17 protein-coding genes are annotated in these 17,998 nt (G+C 68.4%); 11 read left to right on the top strand and 6 right to left on the bottom strand.

Going from position 1 to position 17,998, the window contains the following annotated elements; translation table 11 throughout:
- Nucleotides 1-71 precede the first annotated feature (71 nt).
- From AC1DY7_RS25435 to AC1DY7_RS25415, 5 genes are all read left to right on the top strand, one after another.
- Nucleotides 72-1,268 (top strand): AI-2E family transporter, encoded by a 1,197-nt coding sequence (locus AC1DY7_RS25435; RefSeq protein WP_477496516.1) that lies wholly within the window; start codon nucleotides 72-74, stop codon nucleotides 1,266-1,268.
- Nucleotides 1,269-1,322: 54 nt separating this feature from the next.
- Nucleotides 1,323-2,699 carry an NAD(P)/FAD-dependent oxidoreductase gene (locus tag AC1DY7_RS25430; RefSeq protein ID WP_477496515.1) on the top strand — a complete coding sequence of 459 codons (1,377 nt, stop codon included), beginning with the start codon at nucleotides 1,323-1,325 and terminating at the stop codon, nucleotides 2,697-2,699.
- A 191-nt stretch (nucleotides 2,700-2,890) separates the two neighbouring features.
- Complete coding sequence (locus tag AC1DY7_RS25425) at nucleotides 2,891-4,396, top strand: SulP family inorganic anion transporter (RefSeq protein ID WP_477496514.1); 1,506 nt, start codon at nucleotides 2,891-2,893, stop codon at nucleotides 4,394-4,396.
- Between the two features lie 23 nt (nucleotides 4,397-4,419).
- A complete protein-coding gene (locus AC1DY7_RS25420; RefSeq protein ID WP_477496513.1) occupies nucleotides 4,420-4,809 on the top strand; it encodes a MerR family transcriptional regulator in 390 nt (129 codons plus the stop codon).
- Nucleotides 4,810-4,847: 38 nt separating this feature from the next.
- Nucleotides 4,848-5,009 carry a hypothetical protein gene (locus AC1DY7_RS25415; protein ID WP_477496512.1) on the top strand — a complete coding sequence of 54 codons (162 nt, stop codon included), beginning with the start codon at nucleotides 4,848-4,850 and terminating at the stop codon, nucleotides 5,007-5,009.
- A 34-nt stretch (nucleotides 5,010-5,043) separates the two neighbouring features.
- On the opposite strand, the gene AC1DY7_RS25410 is transcribed toward AC1DY7_RS25415, so the two are convergent.
- Nucleotides 5,044-6,825, bottom strand: a complete 1,782-nt coding sequence (locus tag AC1DY7_RS25410) for a diguanylate cyclase domain-containing protein (protein WP_477496751.1) — start codon at nucleotides 6,823-6,825, stop codon at nucleotides 5,044-5,046.
- Between the two features lie 467 nt (nucleotides 6,826-7,292).
- Between AC1DY7_RS25410 and AC1DY7_RS25405 the strand changes: the two genes are divergently transcribed.
- Together AC1DY7_RS25405 and AC1DY7_RS25400 are read left to right on the top strand one after the other, a co-directional pair.
- The gene (locus tag AC1DY7_RS25405) at nucleotides 7,293-9,599 is read left to right on the top strand and encodes a putative bifunctional diguanylate cyclase/phosphodiesterase (protein ID WP_477496511.1); all 2,307 of its coding nucleotides are present in this window, start codon (nucleotides 7,293-7,295) and stop codon (nucleotides 9,597-9,599) included.
- Nucleotides 9,600-9,683: 84 nt separating this feature from the next.
- A complete protein-coding gene (locus AC1DY7_RS25400) occupies nucleotides 9,684-10,115 on the top strand; it encodes a hypothetical protein (RefSeq protein ID WP_477496510.1) in 432 nt (143 codons plus the stop codon).
- 4 nt (nucleotides 10,116-10,119) lie between these two features.
- Here AC1DY7_RS25400 and AC1DY7_RS25395 read toward each other — a convergent pair whose 3' ends face one another.
- Nucleotides 10,120-11,526 (bottom strand): aldehyde dehydrogenase family protein, encoded by a 1,407-nt coding sequence (locus tag AC1DY7_RS25395; protein WP_477496509.1) that lies wholly within the window; start codon nucleotides 11,524-11,526, stop codon nucleotides 10,120-10,122.
- Nucleotides 11,527-11,826: 300 nt separating this feature from the next.
- Between AC1DY7_RS25395 and AC1DY7_RS25390 the strand changes: the two genes are divergently transcribed.
- From AC1DY7_RS25390 to AC1DY7_RS25375, 4 genes are read left to right on the top strand one after another with little or no spacing between them, the layout of a single operon-like run.
- Nucleotides 11,827-12,303 (top strand): RNA polymerase sigma factor, encoded by a 477-nt coding sequence (locus AC1DY7_RS25390; RefSeq protein WP_477496508.1) that lies wholly within the window; start codon nucleotides 11,827-11,829, stop codon nucleotides 12,301-12,303.
- Nucleotides 12,303-12,908 (top strand): methylated-DNA--[protein]-cysteine S-methyltransferase, encoded by a 606-nt coding sequence (locus tag AC1DY7_RS25385; RefSeq protein ID WP_477496507.1) that lies wholly within the window; start codon nucleotides 12,303-12,305, stop codon nucleotides 12,906-12,908. Before AC1DY7_RS25390 ends, AC1DY7_RS25385 begins: the two co-directional genes overlap by 1 nt.
- A complete protein-coding gene (locus AC1DY7_RS25380) occupies nucleotides 12,908-13,594 on the top strand; it encodes a 2OG-Fe(II) oxygenase (RefSeq protein ID WP_477496506.1) in 687 nt (228 codons plus the stop codon). Before AC1DY7_RS25385 ends, AC1DY7_RS25380 begins: the two co-directional genes overlap by 1 nt.
- Nucleotides 13,591-13,848 carry an Ada metal-binding domain-containing protein gene (locus tag AC1DY7_RS25375; RefSeq protein WP_477496505.1) on the top strand — a complete coding sequence of 86 codons (258 nt, stop codon included), beginning with the start codon at nucleotides 13,591-13,593 and terminating at the stop codon, nucleotides 13,846-13,848. Before AC1DY7_RS25380 ends, AC1DY7_RS25375 begins: the two co-directional genes overlap by 4 nt.
- Here AC1DY7_RS25375 and AC1DY7_RS25370 read toward each other — a convergent pair.
- The 4 genes from AC1DY7_RS25370 to AC1DY7_RS25355 are packed head-to-tail and all read right to left on the bottom strand — an operon-like array spanning nucleotide 13,818 to nucleotide 17,962.
- Nucleotides 13,818-14,900: a glycosyltransferase gene (locus AC1DY7_RS25370; protein WP_477496504.1), complete on the bottom strand. Its 1,083-nt coding sequence runs from the start codon at nucleotides 14,898-14,900 to the stop codon at nucleotides 13,818-13,820. The two genes, AC1DY7_RS25375 and AC1DY7_RS25370, sit on opposite strands and share 31 nt — an antisense overlap.
- A complete protein-coding gene (locus AC1DY7_RS25365; protein WP_477496503.1) occupies nucleotides 14,900-15,598 on the bottom strand; it encodes a glycosyltransferase family 2 protein in 699 nt (232 codons plus the stop codon). Before AC1DY7_RS25365 ends, AC1DY7_RS25370 begins: the two co-directional genes overlap by 1 nt.
- Complete coding sequence (locus tag AC1DY7_RS25360) at nucleotides 15,595-16,947, bottom strand: bifunctional PIG-L family deacetylase/class I SAM-dependent methyltransferase (protein ID WP_477496502.1); 1,353 nt, start codon at nucleotides 16,945-16,947, stop codon at nucleotides 15,595-15,597. The genes AC1DY7_RS25365 and AC1DY7_RS25360 overlap by 4 nt, the downstream gene beginning before the upstream one ends.
- Nucleotides 16,940-17,962 (bottom strand): acyl-CoA dehydrogenase family protein, encoded by a 1,023-nt coding sequence (locus tag AC1DY7_RS25355; protein ID WP_477496501.1) that lies wholly within the window; start codon nucleotides 17,960-17,962, stop codon nucleotides 16,940-16,942. The genes AC1DY7_RS25360 and AC1DY7_RS25355 overlap by 8 nt, the downstream gene beginning before the upstream one ends.
- Nucleotides 17,963-17,998 lie beyond the last annotated feature (36 nt).

The raw sequence follows: 17,998 nt of genomic DNA, 5'->3' as shown, positions 1-17,998 counted from the left end.
TAATTTACGCGCGCGACGGGTACTTCCTAGGTGGTCGCATCCCGCGTCGGCCGTTGGAGGTCGTGGTGATCATGTCGCATGACGACTCCGCTGTGCCGGAGAAGGACGGTCCCGCCGTGGATGGGCATCATGACCGCGTCGCCCAACCGCACACCGCCGCCGAGGAAGGCCCGGTGGCCGAGGCCGAACAGATTGCCGCCGATCTCAGTTCGCAGGAGCGCCCGCTCGGCGAGCCGGGACGGCGCTTCAACCGCCGCTCCCCGTTCTTCATCGGCATGTCGGCCGCCGCCGGGGTGGCCGTCACCTATGGCGCCGTGGAACTGCTCTCGCTGACATCCTCCATGCTGCTGCTGATCTTCGTCGCCTTCTTCCTGGCGCTGGGACTGGAGCCCGCCGTGTCGCTGCTCGCGGCCCACCGGGTCCCCCGCTGGGCCGCGACCACCGTCGTCTTCTTGGTCGTACTGGCGCTGCTGGCCGGGTTCATCGCTGCGGCGATCCCCCCGCTGTCGCAACAGGCCAGCGAGCTCATCGCCCAGGCCCCGCTCTATCTGCAGCAAGCCCAGGACCATTCGTCGACCATCGGCCGGCTCAACGAACGATTTCAGCTCCAGCAGCGGCTCACCGACCTTCTCAGCGCCTCCGGCGGATCGGCGGTGAATCAGGTGATCAGCGCGGGTTCAGCGGTTTTCGAGGCCGTGGTCGACACCGTCATCGTCGTCGTGCTGACCGTCTACTTCCTGATCGACCTGCCGCGGATCCGGACCTTCCTGTACCGGCTGGTCCCCCATTCCCGCCGGCCGCGGGCCATTCTGATCGGCGATGAGGTCTTCGCCAAGGTCGGCGCGTACCTGCTGGGCAATCTGGTCATCTCGTTCGTCGCAGGAGCGGCGACCCTGATCTGGCTGTCGGCCTTCAACGTTCCCTACCCGCTGCTGCTGGGCATTCTGGTCGCCCTGCTCGACCTCGTGCCCGTGGTCGGCTCGACGATTGCCGGCATCGTGGTCGCGGCAGTGGCATTCACGGTGTCCCTGCCCGTCGGGTTGGCGACCATCGTGTTCTTCGTCGTGTTCCGGCTCGCCGAGGACTACTGGCTGATCCCGCGGATCATCGGGCGCGCGGTCGACGTGCCGGCGCTGGTGACCGTCGTCGCCGTGCTCATCGGAGGCGCCGTGCTCGGCATCGTCGGCGCCCTGGTGGCCATCCCCGTCGCGGCGGCCATTCAGCTCGTCGTCCAGGAAATGGTCTACCCGCGGTTGGACAGCACGTGAGTTGATGCCGGGTTCCCGCACACGGACCGCGTCGGAGCGGGTACACCGGGATGCATGGCGTCTTCTCGGACACGGGTCTTGATCATCGGCGGTGGCTTCGGCGGATTGTTCTGCGCGCGCCGGCTCGGGAAGGTCGACGTCGACGTCACCCTCCTGGACCGCGCGGCCTGCCATGTCTTCCAGCCGCTGCTCTATCAGTGCGCCACCGGGACCTTGAGCATCGGCCAGATCAGCCGCTCGCTGCGCGAGGAACTGGCTCGGCACGCCAATGTGACGACGCTGCTCGGTGAAGCGGTCGACCTCGACGCAACCGCCCGCCGGGTGACCGCGCGCAGGCCGGACGACACCACCTTCACCCTGGACTACGACGTGCTGGTGGTGGCCGTGGGCATGCGGCAGGCCTATTTCGGCAACGACGAGTTCGCCAAGTGGGCGCCCGGCATGAAGACCCTCGACGACGCCCTGGGCATCCGGCGCCGGCTTTTCGGAGCCTTCGAGATCGCCGAGACCCTTCCGCCCGGCCCCGAGCGCGACAGTTGGTTGACCTTCGCCATTGCCGGCGGCGGCCCGACCGGGGTGGAGCTGGCCGGCCAGATCCGGGAGATGGCCACCCGCGCCCTGGCGCACGAGTTCCACAGCATCCAGCCCGAGGAGGCCCGCGTGCTGTTGTTCGACGGCGGCACCTGCGTCCTGAGCAGTTTCGCCCCGGACCTCACCGAGAAGGCGACCCGCGCGCTCGAGCACCTCGGCGTGGAACAGCGGATGGGTGTGCACGTCACCGACGTCAGGCCCGACGGCGTGACGGTGACGCCGAAGGACGGCGGCCCGGCCGAGGACTATGCGGCGCGCACCGTGCTGTGGACCGCGGGGGTCGAGGCGGTGCCCTTCGCTCGCCGGGTCGCCGAAGTCACCGGAGCCGATGCCGACCGGGCCGGGCGGATCGCCGTGGAACCCGATCTGTCGGTGCCGGGACACCCGGAGATCTTCGTCATCGGCGATCTGGTCGGCCGCGACAAGCTGCCCGGCGTCGCCGAGAACGCCATGCAGGGCGGTCTGCACGCCGCCGCCTCCATCCGCCGGGAGCTGGACGGCAAGCCACGCCGCCCCTTCCGCTACCGCGACCTCGGCTCGGCGGCGTACATCAGCCGCGGGCACGCACTGTTGCAAGCCGGCCCGGTGCGCCTGGCCGGGTTCTTCGGGTGGCTGGGCTGGGGCTTCATCCACATCGCGTTTCTCACCGGCGTCGAGAACCGGATCAGCACGGTGGCCACCTGGCTGGCGACCATCGCGCGGGCCCGCCGGACCGACCGCACCTTCATCCTCGGCGGGACCACCTCACCCGAGCACCCCTACACGTGGCTGAAGTTCTTCCACCCCAACATGCTTCCGGTGGCGGCGAAGGACGACCGCGAATCTGGGCCACGGCACTGAGGCGTTGGGCACATCCGGCCCGCCGGATTTGGGTTTCAACCCTCCGGTAGGGGTAGAGTTCGTGTCCGCGGCCCGAATGCGCCGTGCCCACCCAGTCGGTGACACGAGCACCAATTCGGCTTTCCGGCAATTACTTTCACGCAACGCTGCGTGTCCATTCGCGCATTCTCGACACGGGAACGGAAGTACCGATGAACCGGCCTCCCGGCAATCTGCTCACACCGCAACAGCAGCAATCGATATCGGGGACGCTGCGTTCGCCCCGTCGGCTGCGCACCGAGGTGCTCGCCGGTCTCGTGGTGGCGCTGGCCCTCATCCCCGAGGCGATCTCGTTCTCGATCATCGCCGGCGTGGATCCTCGGGTGGGCCTGTTCGCGTCGTTCACCATGGCGGTCACCACCGCGATCGTCGGCGGCAGGCCGGCGATGATCTCGGCCGCCACCGGGGCCGTCGCCCTGGTGGTCGCACCGCTGGTGCACAGCCACGGCTTGGAGTACCTGATCGCCACGGTGATCCTGGCCGGCGTCATACAGATCGCGCTGGGCCTGCTGGGTGTCGCCAAGCTGATGCGCTTCGTGCCGCGCAGCGTGATGGTCGGCTTCGTCAACGCACTGGCGATCCTGATCTTCGTGGCCCAGCTGCCCCACCTGATCGGCGTGCCGTGGCTGGTGTACCCGATGGTGGTGGCCGCGCTCGCCATCATCGTGGCACTGCCCAAGCTGACGTCTGCGATTCCCGCCCCGCTGGTGGCCATCGTGGTGCTGACCGCGGCCACCGTCGGATTCCGTTGGGCGATACCGAATGTGGGCGACGAAGGAGCGTTGCCGTCGAGCCTGCCCGCACTGCTGATCCCGGACGTGCCGTTCACCTGGCACACGCTGGGGGTCATCGGTCCCTACGCGCTGGCGATGGCCGTCGTCGGGCTGCTGGAATCGCTGATGACCGCCAAGCTCGTCGACGACATCACCGACACACATTCGGGCAAGTCACGCGAAGCCGTCGGGCAGGGTGTGGCCAACATCGTCACCGGGTTCTTCGGTGGCATGGGCGGCTGCGCGATGATCGGTCAGACGATGATCAACGTGAAGGCCTGCGATGCGCGCACCCGCATCTCGACCTTCCTGGCCGGTTCCCTGCTGCTGGTGCTCGTCGTCGGACTCGGCGATGTGGTGGCCAGAATTCCGATGGCCGCGCTGGTCGCCGTCATGATCATGGTGTCGGTCGGCACGCTGGACTGGCACAGCATCAACCCGAAGACGTTGCGGCGCATGCCCAAGAGCGAGACCGCCGTCATGCTTGCCACCGTCGCGGTGACCGTTGCCACCGACAACCTGGCCTTCGGGGTGGGGGTGGGGACGCTGACGGCGATGGTGCTGTTCGCCCGTCGCGTCGCGCATCTCACCGAGGTGCTCGAGCTCTCCCGTGCCGACGACACCCGCACGTATGCGGTCAGGGGTGAGCTGTTCTTCGCCTCCAGCAATGATCTGGTCTACCAGTTCGATTACGCCGGCGACCCGGCCCACATCGTCATCGACATGAGTCAGGCCCACGTCTGGGACGCCTCGAGCGTCGCCGCCCTGGACGCCATCACCACCAAATACGCGGCCAAGGGCAAGAGCGTCAGCATTGTCGGGATGAACGACAACAGTGCGCAGCGCCATGCGCAGCTCAGCGGCCGGCTCACCGCAGACCACTAGCCCGCACTCTCAGGGAGACGTCATTGGACGACCAGGAGCACCTGCAGATCGGCGAGGTCGCTACCCGAACCGAACTGTCCATCAAGACAATTCGGCACTACGACGAGGTCGGACTGGTGGTGCCGTCCGCGCGGTCGGTGGGCGGCTTTCGGCTGTACACCTCCGTCGACGTCGACCGGCTGCTGGCGATCCGCCGGATGAAGCCCCTGGGGTTCAGTCTCGACGAGATGCGTGAACTCCTGGCGGCACTGGACACCCTCGCCGCGCCGGCCGCTTCCCCGGCCGAACGGGACCGGGCGACGGCCCACGTGGCCGAATGCCACACCCGGGCCGAGGAAGCCTGCGTCAAACTCATCCGACAACTGGCCTACGCCGAGGAACTGACCGACCAACTGGCCCGCTACCGCAGCTGATCTCCGACCAGCGTCGGCGCGTCGGCCTGGAGCCGGCCGTGGCCGCCGTCGCCGGATGGTCGCTGCTCGGCCAGACACTGGGCTGGACAGACACACTCGCCATTTCCGCGGTCGTGATCGCCTCGGTGGTGGCCACCTTCGAACGGCGCGCCCCGGTCGAACGACCGGCACCGATTCCCGCGCCGGTCCACGCGGGCTGAACCGGGCGGCGTTCGGCGGGCACTTCGACGTCCGTCAGTCCGGGACGCCGTCTGCGGTATCCGCGTCGGACAGGTGCTGCAGCGGCGTGCCGTCGTGCAACCGGTAGTGGGCTCCGTTGCGCGGTGCGTAGAAGCGTGTGCGACCGCGCCCGCTGGCCTTGGCCTGATACATGGCGGTGTCCGCCCGGCGCAGGATCTCGGTGGGTGTCGACGGTCGATCCGTGTCGATGACCGTGACGCCGATGCTCGCGCTGGCGGTGACAGCCTGGCCGTCGATGAGGACCGGACCTTTCAGCGCATCGTGCAACCGCTCGGCGACCTGCCGGATATCGTCGCCGTTCGCCGGCGCGGCGATGAGCACCACGAACTCGTCCCCGCCCACTCGGGTGAGCGTGTCCGCGGAACGGAGCACCCCCTGCAGACGTTCGGCGCTGGTGATCAGCACCTGGTCGCCCGCATGGTGCCCCAGGGTGTCGTTGACCTGTTTGAGCTGATCGATGTCGATGAACATGACCGCGGCCAGTTGCGGATTTTCGCTCGGCGTCAGTGCCGCCGTGATGAGGGCGAGCGTGCGGATCCGGTTGGGCAGGCCGGTCAGTGCGTCGTGGTGCGCGTGCCGGCGCAACTGCTGGTTGGTCACGTGCTCGGTGGTGACGTCCGCCAGCGACAGGAGCACCGGCGAGCGTTCGGCGTCATCGGGGTCAAGAAGGGTGGCGGTGAAGGAGATCCACGTCTGATGACCGTCGTAGCGACGCAGTCCGAGCACGCGGTCATGCACGGACTGCCCGGTGCGCAAGGTGATGTTGGCCGGTCGTTGCGCGGCGGGCAGGACATGTCCGTCGGTGTCGAAGACCGGAAAGTCCAGCGCGCGTTCGGCGTTCGTGCCGGGGAATCCGCCGACGCCGTAGCCGAGGATGCGCTCCGCGGCCGGGTTGATCGAGTGGATGCTGCCGTCCCGGCGAATGACGACGATCCCGCGATCCAGCGAATTGACCACCGATTGGAAATGGTCGGCGCCGCGCTGCTGGACGGGATGCTCCGCGGATACCAGCACGTAGCCGGAATCCATTGCCGCGGCGGAGGTTCGAACGGAAACCGGAGATCCGGTCGCCGTGTGATGAGTGGTGTGCAGCACGCCACCGGCGGCGAGCACGGCCGGGTCGAGCGGCGCGCCCACGGCCTCGCTGATCGGGTGGCCGAGCACCTGGTCGCGGTGCCGGCCGTACATTGCCTCGGCCGCCGGGTTCCAGTGCGTGATCACACCGTCGCGGTTGGTCGAGATGATTGCGTCGGGCACGTGGTCGACCAACATGGCGCGGCCCGCAGCTGCGCGCTGCGCGGCGCTGCCGGAGGAGATCTCACGCAGCACGGTCTGATGGGCACTGCGACCCGCCCACGTCGTGGGCGTGGTGACCGCCTCGACGTCGAGCACACTGCCGTCGAGGCGGGACAACATCGATACGACGGGCTCGTGTGCCTCGGTTGGTCGCGTCAACGCGACGAGGATTGCCTCGGGATCGACGAACTCGGTGATCAACCGGCCCAGCACCTGGTCGGCGGAAGCGGCGGCGACGGATCGCGCTGCCGCGGGGTTCACGTAGACCACCCTCCCGCCGTCGTGCACGAACACCGCACCGGGACTGCTCTCGATCAGGTGACGGAACCCCTGGGCATCGTCCGACGCGCCGAAGGTACTGCCCCCGACGTCCAAATGGTCACCACCTCGGACGAGGTGGCCGCCGGGAGTGCCCAACGCTTCCCCCCTGTAGCCGCCGTCGGATCCATACGCGGCCCATAACTCGTCGTTGTGGTACATCGTCACCGCACGGACGACGCGCGCCGGTTCACATCACCGATCGGCTCGCCGTCGAGCTTCCTCTCCGTGGACGTCTCACAGCAAATAATATTTACATCGCCATGATCACAACTTAATACACTATTTGCATCATCAAGCGCCTCGACGCGCCGCTGGTGAATACTTCTGAAGGCACCGAAGGACCCGCGCTCCGACTCGGCACGACATGTGTGTCGCGCACCCAGAGCGGCGTGAAAATCACCGTTCACATGCAATGATGAGCTCATCGTCACTGGCATCTAGTTGTCACACCCCCTTGGGGCCGGTCCGGGAATCTGTCACAATGACTTCGCCTAAAACACGAGGTTATGACCTACAGGAGGTTGCACGCAAGCCATCCACGCCGGTAGATAGCGTCGGCAACAATTTAACTAGAAGGTAAAATAGCAAACAATTGGGGAAGATCATCGGCATGGTCTCGAGTAGCAGTGGCGACTGACACTGCCCGACGCCCGTCGCTACTTCCACCGCTGCGCACCGGCCGCGCGAAGGGAGTTGCCGGAGCTCTCGGTGGGATCGGTCTCTCGGTGTTCGTCGTCGCGATGCTCGTCGGGAAAGCAGCACTGCCCGCGGCCACGGCACCGCTCGGACTCCTGGCCGTCGGCGCACTGGCATCCGGATGCGCATTTCGGGCGGCGCGTGCGGCACGCGGTGGGCAACGGTCGGCATGGGCCGTGCTGGCCGTCGGACTGAGCGGTTGGGTGCTCGGCGACGCAGTCTGGGCCGCTGCCGCCATCTCGGGTTCCGCCGGCGCGGTCAGCGGATGGTGCCTCGGGCTCGGCTACGCTCTTTTGCCCGTCTCGGGACTGATCGCCGCGGTGCTGGTGCCGAGCACATCGGGCACGGGATTCGGTCTGCGCCTGCTGCTGGACGGCGTCCTGATCACCTCGTCCCTGCTGATGATCGCGGTGATCGCCGCGCGCCACTACGACATCAGCCTCGATATGCCGTGGGCGATGTCGATGCCGTTCACCGCGACGTATTTCGGCCTGGCCGTCGTCACGACGGTCGTCATCTCCAAGTCCGGTGCGGGCCGGCGGTGGTCACCCAGCCTGGCGGCAACGGGCTTCTTCCTGCTGGGCACCGGCGGCGTGCTCTACGGACAGCTCGCCCGCAGCGGCGGCGACATCACGGTCCTGCCGGTCGTGGCGTGGGCCTGCGGCCTCTACGCGTTCGCTCTCGCCGCGACCACCTCGCACCCCGGTCCTGCCATCGACACTGCCAGCCGTGCGGCGCCGTCACGCCTTCATCAATGGCTGCCCGTCGCGCCGTTGATCGTCGCCACCGCCCTCGGCTCGCTGTACCTGTGGCCCGACTCCGACAATCAGATCGCCGTGTTCAGCATCGGATTGGTGATGGCGGCCGCGGTGGTGGGACGCCAACTGCTTCTGCTCGACCACAACCGGCGACTGCTCCGCGCCACCACACCCGCGACGGGCCTGGCCACCCGGCGGCAACTGAACGAGCATCTCAGGAACAGCGTCCGGCGCCATGCCGAGCGGGCCAGCCCCATCTGCGTGGTCATCATCGGGCTGAGCGACTTCGCGATGATCAAGGCGGCCGTCGGGCCCGGGGTCTCCGAGGCGCTGCTGCACGAGGCCCGGGCGCGGGTCCTGGCCAACGCCGGACCCGCGCGCACCGTGGCCCGCCTCAGTGAAGACACCCTCGCCATCGTGGTCGACGACACCTGCGATGCGGCAACGACTCTCGCGACCGATATCGTCGCCACCTTCGGCGAACCGCTGGGATTGTCGGGCACGAACGTCCACGTCCACGTCCGCTACGGCCTGGCCTGCCCCGCCGCCGACGCGCTCGATCCCGTCACCGCCGACGGTCTGCTCGCGGACGCGCTGGCGGCACTTGAGGGCGCCCGAAACGCCCCCTCGGCGGGCCAATCTCTGTGTGCCACCGACCCGCCCGGCCACGAGTTGGCGGCGCCCAGGTGGCGCGGCGGCCTGGACCACGTGCGTTTCATCCACCAGCTGCGCGTGGCGGTCGACAACGCCGACCTCACCCTGCTGTATCAACCCAAGTTCGACCTGCGCACCCAGACGCTGTCCGGTGTCGAGGCCCTGCTGCGCTGGCCGCACGACGAACTCGGCGTGCTCTCCCCCGCCGACTTCCTCCCACTCGTCGGCGAACTCGGCCTTCTCGACGCGGTCACCGACATCGTGCTCCAGCGGGCCATCAGCGACGCCGCATGGTGGAGCACCACCGGCCCCGCCATACCGGTGGCCGTGAACATGTCGGCGCCGACGTTGATCGACCCGGCGCTGCCCCGGCGCATCACGTCCCTGCTGGGCGACCACCACGTCGCCGCGAGCACGCTGACCGTCGAGATCACCGAGGACCTGTTGATCAGCGACCTGGATCAGGCACGCAGCGTGCTGCACCGGTTGCGCGAGTCCGGCGTGCGTGTCGCCATCGACGATTTCGGGAGCGGCTACGGATCGATGACGTATCTACGCGTGCTGCCCATCGACGACGTGAAGATCGACCGGCCGTTCGTCGCACCGATCGTGTACGACGAACGCGCGGCCGCCATCGTCAAGGCCATGATCGAGTTGGCCGGTGAACTGGGCATCACCACCACCGCGGAGGGTGTCGAAAACCAGGCGACCGCCGACAAACTGAAACTGCTGGGATGCGATTTCGTCCAGGGCAACTTCTTCAGCCGGCCGCTGTCGGCCGAGGCGGTTCGGGCCACCTACCAGCCCCGGCAGCACGACAGATAACCGTGCTCGATTCTGCTTAATGTGATTCGAAACGGGGTACTAGCGACTCGCACGTTGCCGTACTCCGAGAGAATCGAGCCTCACATGACTGTCGCCCAGATCGTTCGTGGTGTCCCTCTTGCCGCCGCCGTCGCAGGCGCCGTACTGCTCGGCGGCCTGACCGCGGGCTGCAGCTCGGACAAGGGCAGCGGTGATTCCACCTCCACCACCTCGACGACGACGGAGTCCACCACGGCCCCGACGACCACCGTCACCACCACCATGGAGACACCCGCACCCTCGATGACCGAGACCGGCGCCCCCGGTGCCGGCGCAGGTCCGGGCGGGGCCACGGCAGGTGTGCCCGGAGCCGGCGCAGGTGCCGGGCCGGGTGGCGCCACCGCAGGCGTGCCCGGAGCAGGAGCAGGCGCCGGTCCGGGTGGCGCCACCGCGGGCGTGCCCGGGGCAGGAGCCAGCGCCGGTCCCGGTGGCGCCGGAGCCTGCGCAGGTCCGGTCTGCGTCGGCACCGGCGGCTAGCCGGTCAGAGCCCGATGTACACCGATTTGGTGTTGAAGTAGGCCTCCAGGCCCTTCTTTCCGCGCTCGCCGCCCCAGCCTGACTGCTTGTGCCCGCAAATCGGCATGGACGGGTCGGCGGCGAGCGCGGAGTTCACCCAGATCTGGCCGCCGCGCAGGGCATTCGCGACGCGATGGGCACGGCTCAGGTTCTCGGTCCAGATCGCGCCGGCCAAGCCGTATTCGGTGTCATTGGCGGCCGCAACCGCCTCTTCCTCGTCGTCGAACGGGATCACCGAACCGACCGGCCCGAAGATCTCCTCCTTGATCAAGCGCATGTCCGGCGTGGTGTTCGTGATGATCGTGGCCTCGTAGAAATAGCCCTTACGATCCATCGGCTTTCCGCCGGTGATCACCTCGGCACCGCCCGCCACCCCGTCGTTGACGATGCCCTCGACGCGGGTGCGCTGCTTGGCGCTGATCAGCGGGCCGAGCACCGAGGTCGGATCCTCGTAGCCGCCCATCGGCAGCATCTGGGCGAATCCGGCGAGGCCCTCGACCACCTGGTCGTAGATCTTGCGCTGGACGTAGATGCGTGACGTGCAGGAACAGTTCTGCCCCGAACCGGCGAGCAGTCCCATGGCCGCACCCATGATGGACTTCTCCAGGTTCGCGTCGTCGAACATGATCAGCGGCGACTTGCCGCCGAGCTCGAGGGTCAGGCGCTTGAGATTGCCCGCGGCGGCCGCGACGATCAGCCGGCCGACCTCCGTGGAACCGGTGAAAGCGATCTTGTCGACATCCGGGTGCGCCGTCAGCGCCGCACCGGTGGTCTCGCCGTAGCCGGTGATGACGTTGAGGACGCCGTCGGGCAGGCCGGCCTCACGGAAGATCTCCTCGAGCTTCAGCGCCGAGAGCGGCGTCTCCTCGGCGGGCTTGAGCACCGCGCTGCAGCCCGCCGCCAGAGCCGGCGCCACCTTGAGCATGGCCACGAAGAACGGGCCGTTCCACGGGATGATCAGGCCGACGACGCCGACGGGCTCCAGCTGGGTGAAGGTGTGGTACTCCTCGAAGTGGCCGAGCAGGCCGTCGGAGACCAGGTTGGCCGACTCCCCATGGATCTTGCCGACCCAGCCGGCGTAGTAGATCAGCATCTCGTTGGCGACCTTGATGATCTGCTGCGCGGCGATCGCGTTCATGCCGTTGTCGCGGGCCTCGATCTCGGCCAGTTCCTCGGTGCGGCGCTTGATGATCTCGGCGGCCTTGAACAGGACCTCGGCCCGATGCGCGGCGGGCAGCCTGCGCCACACACCCGACTCGAAGGTCTCGCGTGCTCTCGCCACCGCCGCGTCGACGGCGGCCTGGTCGGAATCGGGGACCTCGGCGATCTGCTCCTCGCTGGAGGGGTCATACACCGCAATGGTGGTACTCAACGTCCGTCATCCTTTCGCCGGGCCGCTCACGATCCGCGGGCCCTGATGGGCAAACCACGGCGAGCTTATGCGCGTAAGCAGCGGGCGTCCAGAGCCGAGTGGGTATTCGAGTGGGTATTGCGGTGCCGACGGGACGTCGAGCGTGCCCCCAGAGCGCGATTGCGCGGGCACTCGCGATCCAGGTGCACGCTGGCGGGTATCGCTACTCGACGCCGAGGGCGTTGCGTGGGAGGCCCTTTTGCCGCGACCATGCTCCACAATCGATACTCACAAAACGTGCGGCCGGAGCGTCTACCCAGTGTGACAGTCAAACAGCCCTTCCAAGCGGTGGTCGCCGATCACGGCGCCACCGTGTTGCGAGTCTGTCGGGTGATAGTCGGACCCGTGGATGCCGACGACGCGTGGTCAGAGACCTTCCTGTCCGCGCTGAAGGCCTACCCGGACCTACCGGCCGACGCGAACGTCGAAGCCTGGTTGGTGACGATCGCCCACCGCAAGGCGGTCGACATCATCCGCCTCCGGACACGCCGCGCCGTCCCCACCGACGACCTCCCGGACCGACCCACCGCAACGCGCGACGACGACCGCAGCGATCTCCTGGACGCGCTGAATCGCCTGTCGCCCAAGCAGAAACACGCGGTGGCCTACCACTACCTGGCCGGCCTGCCGTACGCCGAGATCGCACACATCACCGGCAGCAGCCCCGACGCCACCCGGCGCGCGGCGGCCGACGGTATCGCGGTGCTGCGACGTACCTTCACGAAAGGACACCACTGATGACCACCGACCCGATCCTCGATCTCGCCCGGACCACCGCCCCCGGCGCGGGTGACCTTGCCGCGCTGCAGGCCCGGCTTGCAGCCGACGCGGATCGCGACGGTGTCCTCGACATCGCCTACCGCGTCGTCGACAGCCCCGTCGGGTCGCTCCTGATCGCGGCCACCGACCAGGGCCTGCTGCGCGTCGCGTTCGCCGGCGAGGGCCACGACGCCGTCCTGCAGCAGCTGGCCGACAAGGTCAGCCCACGGATCCTGCTGGCGCCCGAGCGCCTCGACGCCGCGGCGCACGCCCTCGACGAGTACTTCGCCGGCACCCGTCGCCACTTCGACCTGCCGCTGGACTGGCGGTTGTCCGCAGGCTTCCGCAACACCGTGCTGCGCCATCTCCCCGACATCGGGTACGGGCACACCGCCAGCTATGCGGCGGTCGCCGCGTTGGCGGGCAATCCGAAGGCCGTCCGCGCCGTCGGCACCGCCTGCGCGACCAACCCGCTGCCGGTCGTCGTGCCGTGTCACCGCGTCGTCCGCAGCGACGGCACCATGGGCGGCTACCTGGGCGGTGCCGAGGCCAAGCGACTGTTGCTCGACTTGGAAGCCGCGTGATGACGCCCGATTGGGCGCACGTGGCCGACCAGCTGAACAACGTCGGCGCCGCCCCCCTCGGCCCGCTGGTGTCGGGGGCCGAGGCGGCCGCCATCGCCGCGCTCTACGACGACGAGGTGCGGTTCCGCTCCACGATCGACATGCAGCGCTACCGCTTCGGACAGGGTCAGTACCGCTATTTCGGCAGGCCCTACCCGACCGTCCTCGACGATCTCAAGCACGCGCTCTACCCGCGACTGCTGCCGATCGCACGCGACTGGTGGTCCAAGCTCGGCCGGGACGCCCCGTGGCCGGACAGTCTCGATGACTGGCTGCGCATGTGTCACGATGCGGGGCAACCGAAATCGACGGCGATCCTGTTGAAGTATGGTCCGGGAGACTGGAACGCCCTGCACCGAGATCTGTACGGAGAGCTGATCTTTCCGCTACAAGTAGTGATCAGTCTGAGCGCGCCCGGCGTCGACCACACCGGTGGGGAGTTCCTGCTTTATGAACAGCGGCCACGCGCGCAATCGCGGGGCACCTCGATCGTCATCCCGCACGGCCACGGTCTGGTGTTCACCACCCGCGAGCGTCCGGTCGCCTCGCAGCGCGGATGGTCGGCGGCGCCGATCCGTCACGGCGTGTCCACCGTGCGGTCGGGCACACGGTTCAGCCTCGGGCTGGTCTTCCACGACGCGGCATGAAGTCTTACCGCCTGCTCGGTGCGGACGGCCGGCCATACACCAGCCCGGCGCCAGGCACCCTCGGTGGGCACCGCCGCGGAAAGCTCTACGGGCGGTTGGACTGTCCGTCGGCGCTGCGCACGCTGGCCGCCGGCGGCTACCTCGAACACCGGGTGTTCTTCGCCGACGAACCGACCGCGATCGCCGCCGGATACCGGCCCTGCGCAGTATGCCTGCCGGCCGCCTATCGGCGGTGGAAGGCGCGCGGCGGCTGATCGCCGACCGCCATCAGCAGATCCTCGTAGGCCTGCACCGTCCGGTCGTTGCCGAGCCGAACCCGTGCGCATCGGCCGACCTCACCCCTGTCGGCCCGCGTCACGGTGACGATCGCCGCTGCGAGCCGGTCGACCTCGCCGGGACCGGGATCGACCAGCGTGCCCCCGGGCGGGGTGACCACTTCGGGTAGACCGCCTCGGCGCAGGCCCGCCACGGGTGTGCCCGTCATCTGAGATTCCGCGGCCACCAGACAGAACGGCTCCTCCCAGCGGGGCGTCACCAGGGTCGCTACGCTCTCTCCGTAAAATGCAGCCAGTTCCGTATCCGTCAGTGCACCAACATATTCGGCACCACGTCCGAGCATCGGCCGGATGGCGTGATCGAACCACACCGGATCACTGATCGGGCCCGCCAACCGCAATGGGATTCCGGCGACGGCCGCAGCGTGCACCGCAAGGTCAGCCCCCTTCTCGGGCGTCAGCCGGCCCACCCAGGCCAGTACGTCTCCGCCGGGTCCCGCCGGAAAGCGGTCGCCGTCCACCCCGTTGTGGATCACGTGCACGGCCGGCAGTGTCTCCCATTGCCTGCGCAGAGCCGCACTGACCGCGACCAGGTGGGCCGACTCGCCGGCCAGCCACGCCCCGATCTCCATCCAGGGGAACGGCGGTGTGTGCAGTGTCGTGACCATCGGCGTTCGCATCGCCGAACTCGCCGCCAGCGGAAGTTGATGCAGGCTCTGGTTCACCACCGCATCGATGTCGTTGCGGCCCAACAGGTCACGGACCACGCCGAGGTACGCGACTTGATCCCGGAGGAACTCGGGTTCGGGCATGTTCGGGTCGCCGGAGGCGATCGTCGACAACGCCGGGGTCTCCGCCAACTCGTGTAGTCGATCGGCCAGCGCCACATCCGTGCCGGCCCGCGCCCACAATTCGACGTGATGTCCGCGGCCGCGAAAGCCGCGTACCAGGTCAGCGGTGAAGCGTTCCTGACCGCCGGCGTAGGGTTCGGCGATCGGGTGCCGTGCGGTGCCGATCACCGCGATCCGCATCACATGGCCTCCAGCGCAGCAACATACGATGCGAAGCCGCCCTGCACGCGCGACAGTTGGCGGCCGGAGGTCTGGACAGTGGTCTGATGGGTGGCCACCCACCTCGTCGTGACCTGCTGGATGCGCGCGACCAGGTCGACGTCTTCCTCACTTCGGATGTCGCGGAAACCTCCGGCGCTCGAATAGACGCCGGCACGGAAACCCAGATTCGCGCCGTGCACGTGGTGGTGGTTCTCGCCGAGCTGGTAGCGCTTGCGCCACAGTTGGTAGACCCGCGGGCTGACGTCCATGGGCGTGACGGTCCCGATGACGGCGTCCAAGCCCGAGTTGGCCAGTGCCACCTGACGTTCCAACCAGGTGGGGTCCACCACGGTGTCGGCATCGGTGTTCGCGATCCACAACTGCTGCTGCACCACTCCGGCTAGCGCCGCGCGCGAGATCGCATCGGTGATACCCGTTCGCCGTGTGGTGCCCACACACCCGGCTTGAACGGAGAGCGCGTGCACACCGAAGCCACGGACCACGGCGGGGGTGCTGTCGGTACAGCAGTCCAGCACCACCGTGATGCCGCAGGACACCTCGGGACGGTGCTCCGCGAGGTGCTCGGCGGCAGCGCACACACTGCGCAGGCATGCGGCGATCCGGCCCTGTTCGTTGTTCGCCGGTATGACCACCTCGACGTGCCGGATGGTGCTCATGGCCCGTCGCGATATTCGTCGTAGACGGAAACGGGCCGGCCCCACACCTCGACGAGCAGGTCGGCATCTTCGTACCGGGCCCGCAGCGGCAGGTCGAACAGCGCCGCGGCTTGTGCATGCACCGCCGCACCGTCCAGTGGGGTGTCGGTGACCGGGCCACGCCAGTGCGCCAGCACGATCTCGCCGTGCTCCCGCACCAGGCGCCGCGCGGCCCGCAGCGTGCCCAGCAATTCCTCCCCATCGAGGAAATAGCCGATCTCGGAAAGGATGACCACGTCAAATGGTGTGCTGGGTAGGTCGGCCGGTGCGGCGCCGAGTATCCACCGCACCCGGTCCGACCGTGTCCGGGCCACCGCCAGGGCCCGCGGACTGGCGTCCATGGCGACCACCTCGTCCGCGCGAGCGGCGAGCATCTCAGTGAGTTGCCCGGTGGCACACCCCACCTCGAGGATGTCGGCGTAGCGATCTCGGCCCAGGCACGCGAGCACGACGGCGAACCTCCGCCGTTCGTAGGCGAAATCGTCGAGGTGCCACGGATCGTCGCCACCCGAATCGAACATGGCGTCGAAAGGCTGCGCGATGGTGTCTCGCGGCCGGCCGGAGTCGATGAATGCACCGACCCGTGCGGCCAGGTCCGGCGCCGCAGGAATCAATACCGTCTCGACGACGCGGTACGCGCGGTTCAGTACGGCCGAACCCACGATCGGGAATCCGTCGGCGGCGACGAGCTGTGTGGTGTAGCAGTCGATCGCCGAGGATTTCGCGCGCAGGCCCCGCAGGCTCGGCGTGAGGACCCGCACCCTTGCCCACTCCATGTCATCGGGTGTCGCCCAGTGCCACAGCCAGATCGGATAGTTGAGCAGGATGGCCGACTGCCGGCGGGCAACGGATTCGGCGGCCCGCGCGACGGCGTCGTGGTCGGCGTGCCCGTCGGTCTCGACGGGCACGAACAGCAGAGTGTGTTCGTCGACCAGTGGTGTCAACCGTCGGCACAACTGGTCGGCCATCCGGTCCAGGGCGCCGTCGGGCAGGTCCCACCACACCGCCGAAATGCCCGGACCGAGCGCGGCCAGAGCCCGATCGCCTTCGGCGCGACGCGGATCCGCCGCACCGCCGTGCGTGACGAATACGACCGTGGCGTCGACGCCGCGCGCGCGCAGATCGGCCAGGGTCGCGCCCAGCGCCAAGGTTTCATCGTCGGGGTGCGGCGCCACCACGACGACGCGGGAGCAGCACGCCAGCACCGCGTCCAGATCCAACCGGGGTACCTGGTCCCACGCAGCGTCGAGCAGCCAGGCCGGTTCGCTGGTGCCCACATCGCGGTGACTGAACGAGCGGGCCTCAGCCACGAGATGTCTCCATTCCCGCGAGGACGAGCTCACCCAGGTAGGCGAGGTCGCGTTCGGCGTGATGCTGGCGCAGGTACACGCCGAGGTCCGCGACGCGGCGGGCGTAACTTTCGTCGCCGACCAAGGGTCCGGGCCCCAGCGCATGGCTCGCCGTCTGCAGGACGGCTTCGGCGCAGCGCACGACGACCGCGCGCACGCGTTGCGCCAGCAGCAGCGTCGTCTGCGGGCAGGCCCCGGCGTCGATGGTGTCGGCGGCGTGCTCCAGGCAGGCGCCGGCGGCGAACAACATCTCGTCGACACTGCCCAACTGCGACAATATAATTCGGTCCGCGGTACGCGTGGATGCGTGGTCCGCCAGCTTCGCCCCGAAGGCTCGAGCAATGCCATACCAGGCCGCGGCGACGCCGATGGCCCCCCACCCGAAACCGGGCCGGTCCAGGTACCAGCCCGGGTCGCCTACCGCGACGGCCGGCGCGCCGTCGAGCTCGATCGGTCCGCTGGGGATGGCCGCCAAGCCCCGCGCGACCCACCGCACCGGCGCGGTGGTGACGTGCGCGGAATCGAGTCGCACCGCGAAGGCCCGCTGCCCGTGACCGGCCACCTCAGCGGTGATCACGGCATGCGAGAGCTGTCCCGCAAGCGAACACCATGGTTTGGTGCCGCTCAGCGTCCAGCCCTGCGGACCCTCGTGCGCCTCGAGGCGGACGCCGGGCATGTGCGCCGCGTACACACCCCAGGTGGACGTCGCATCAGCGCCGATGGTGGGGATCACAGCGCCCAGTCCGGCTTGATAGAGGATCGCCTGGGCGTCCAGATGGGGTTCGGCCACCCGAACCACGGTGGCGTCGAGCAGCCCGAGGGTAGCCAGCGCGCGAAAGTACCCGATGGTGCGCCCTGCCCCGGGGCGGCAACCGGCGTTCGACAACTCGGTGGCGATCTGCAGTGCCGCAACGACATCCGGTTCCTCGCCGTCGAAGACCTCGGCCTTGGCACGATGATAGAGATGCTCGTCCACAAGCGGATTCCACCAGTCAACGAAGCCCTCTCCCAC

The organism is Mycobacterium sp. P2_H7 (assembly GCF_056403275.1).
This window is presented reverse-complemented; position numbering and strand designations above follow the sequence as displayed.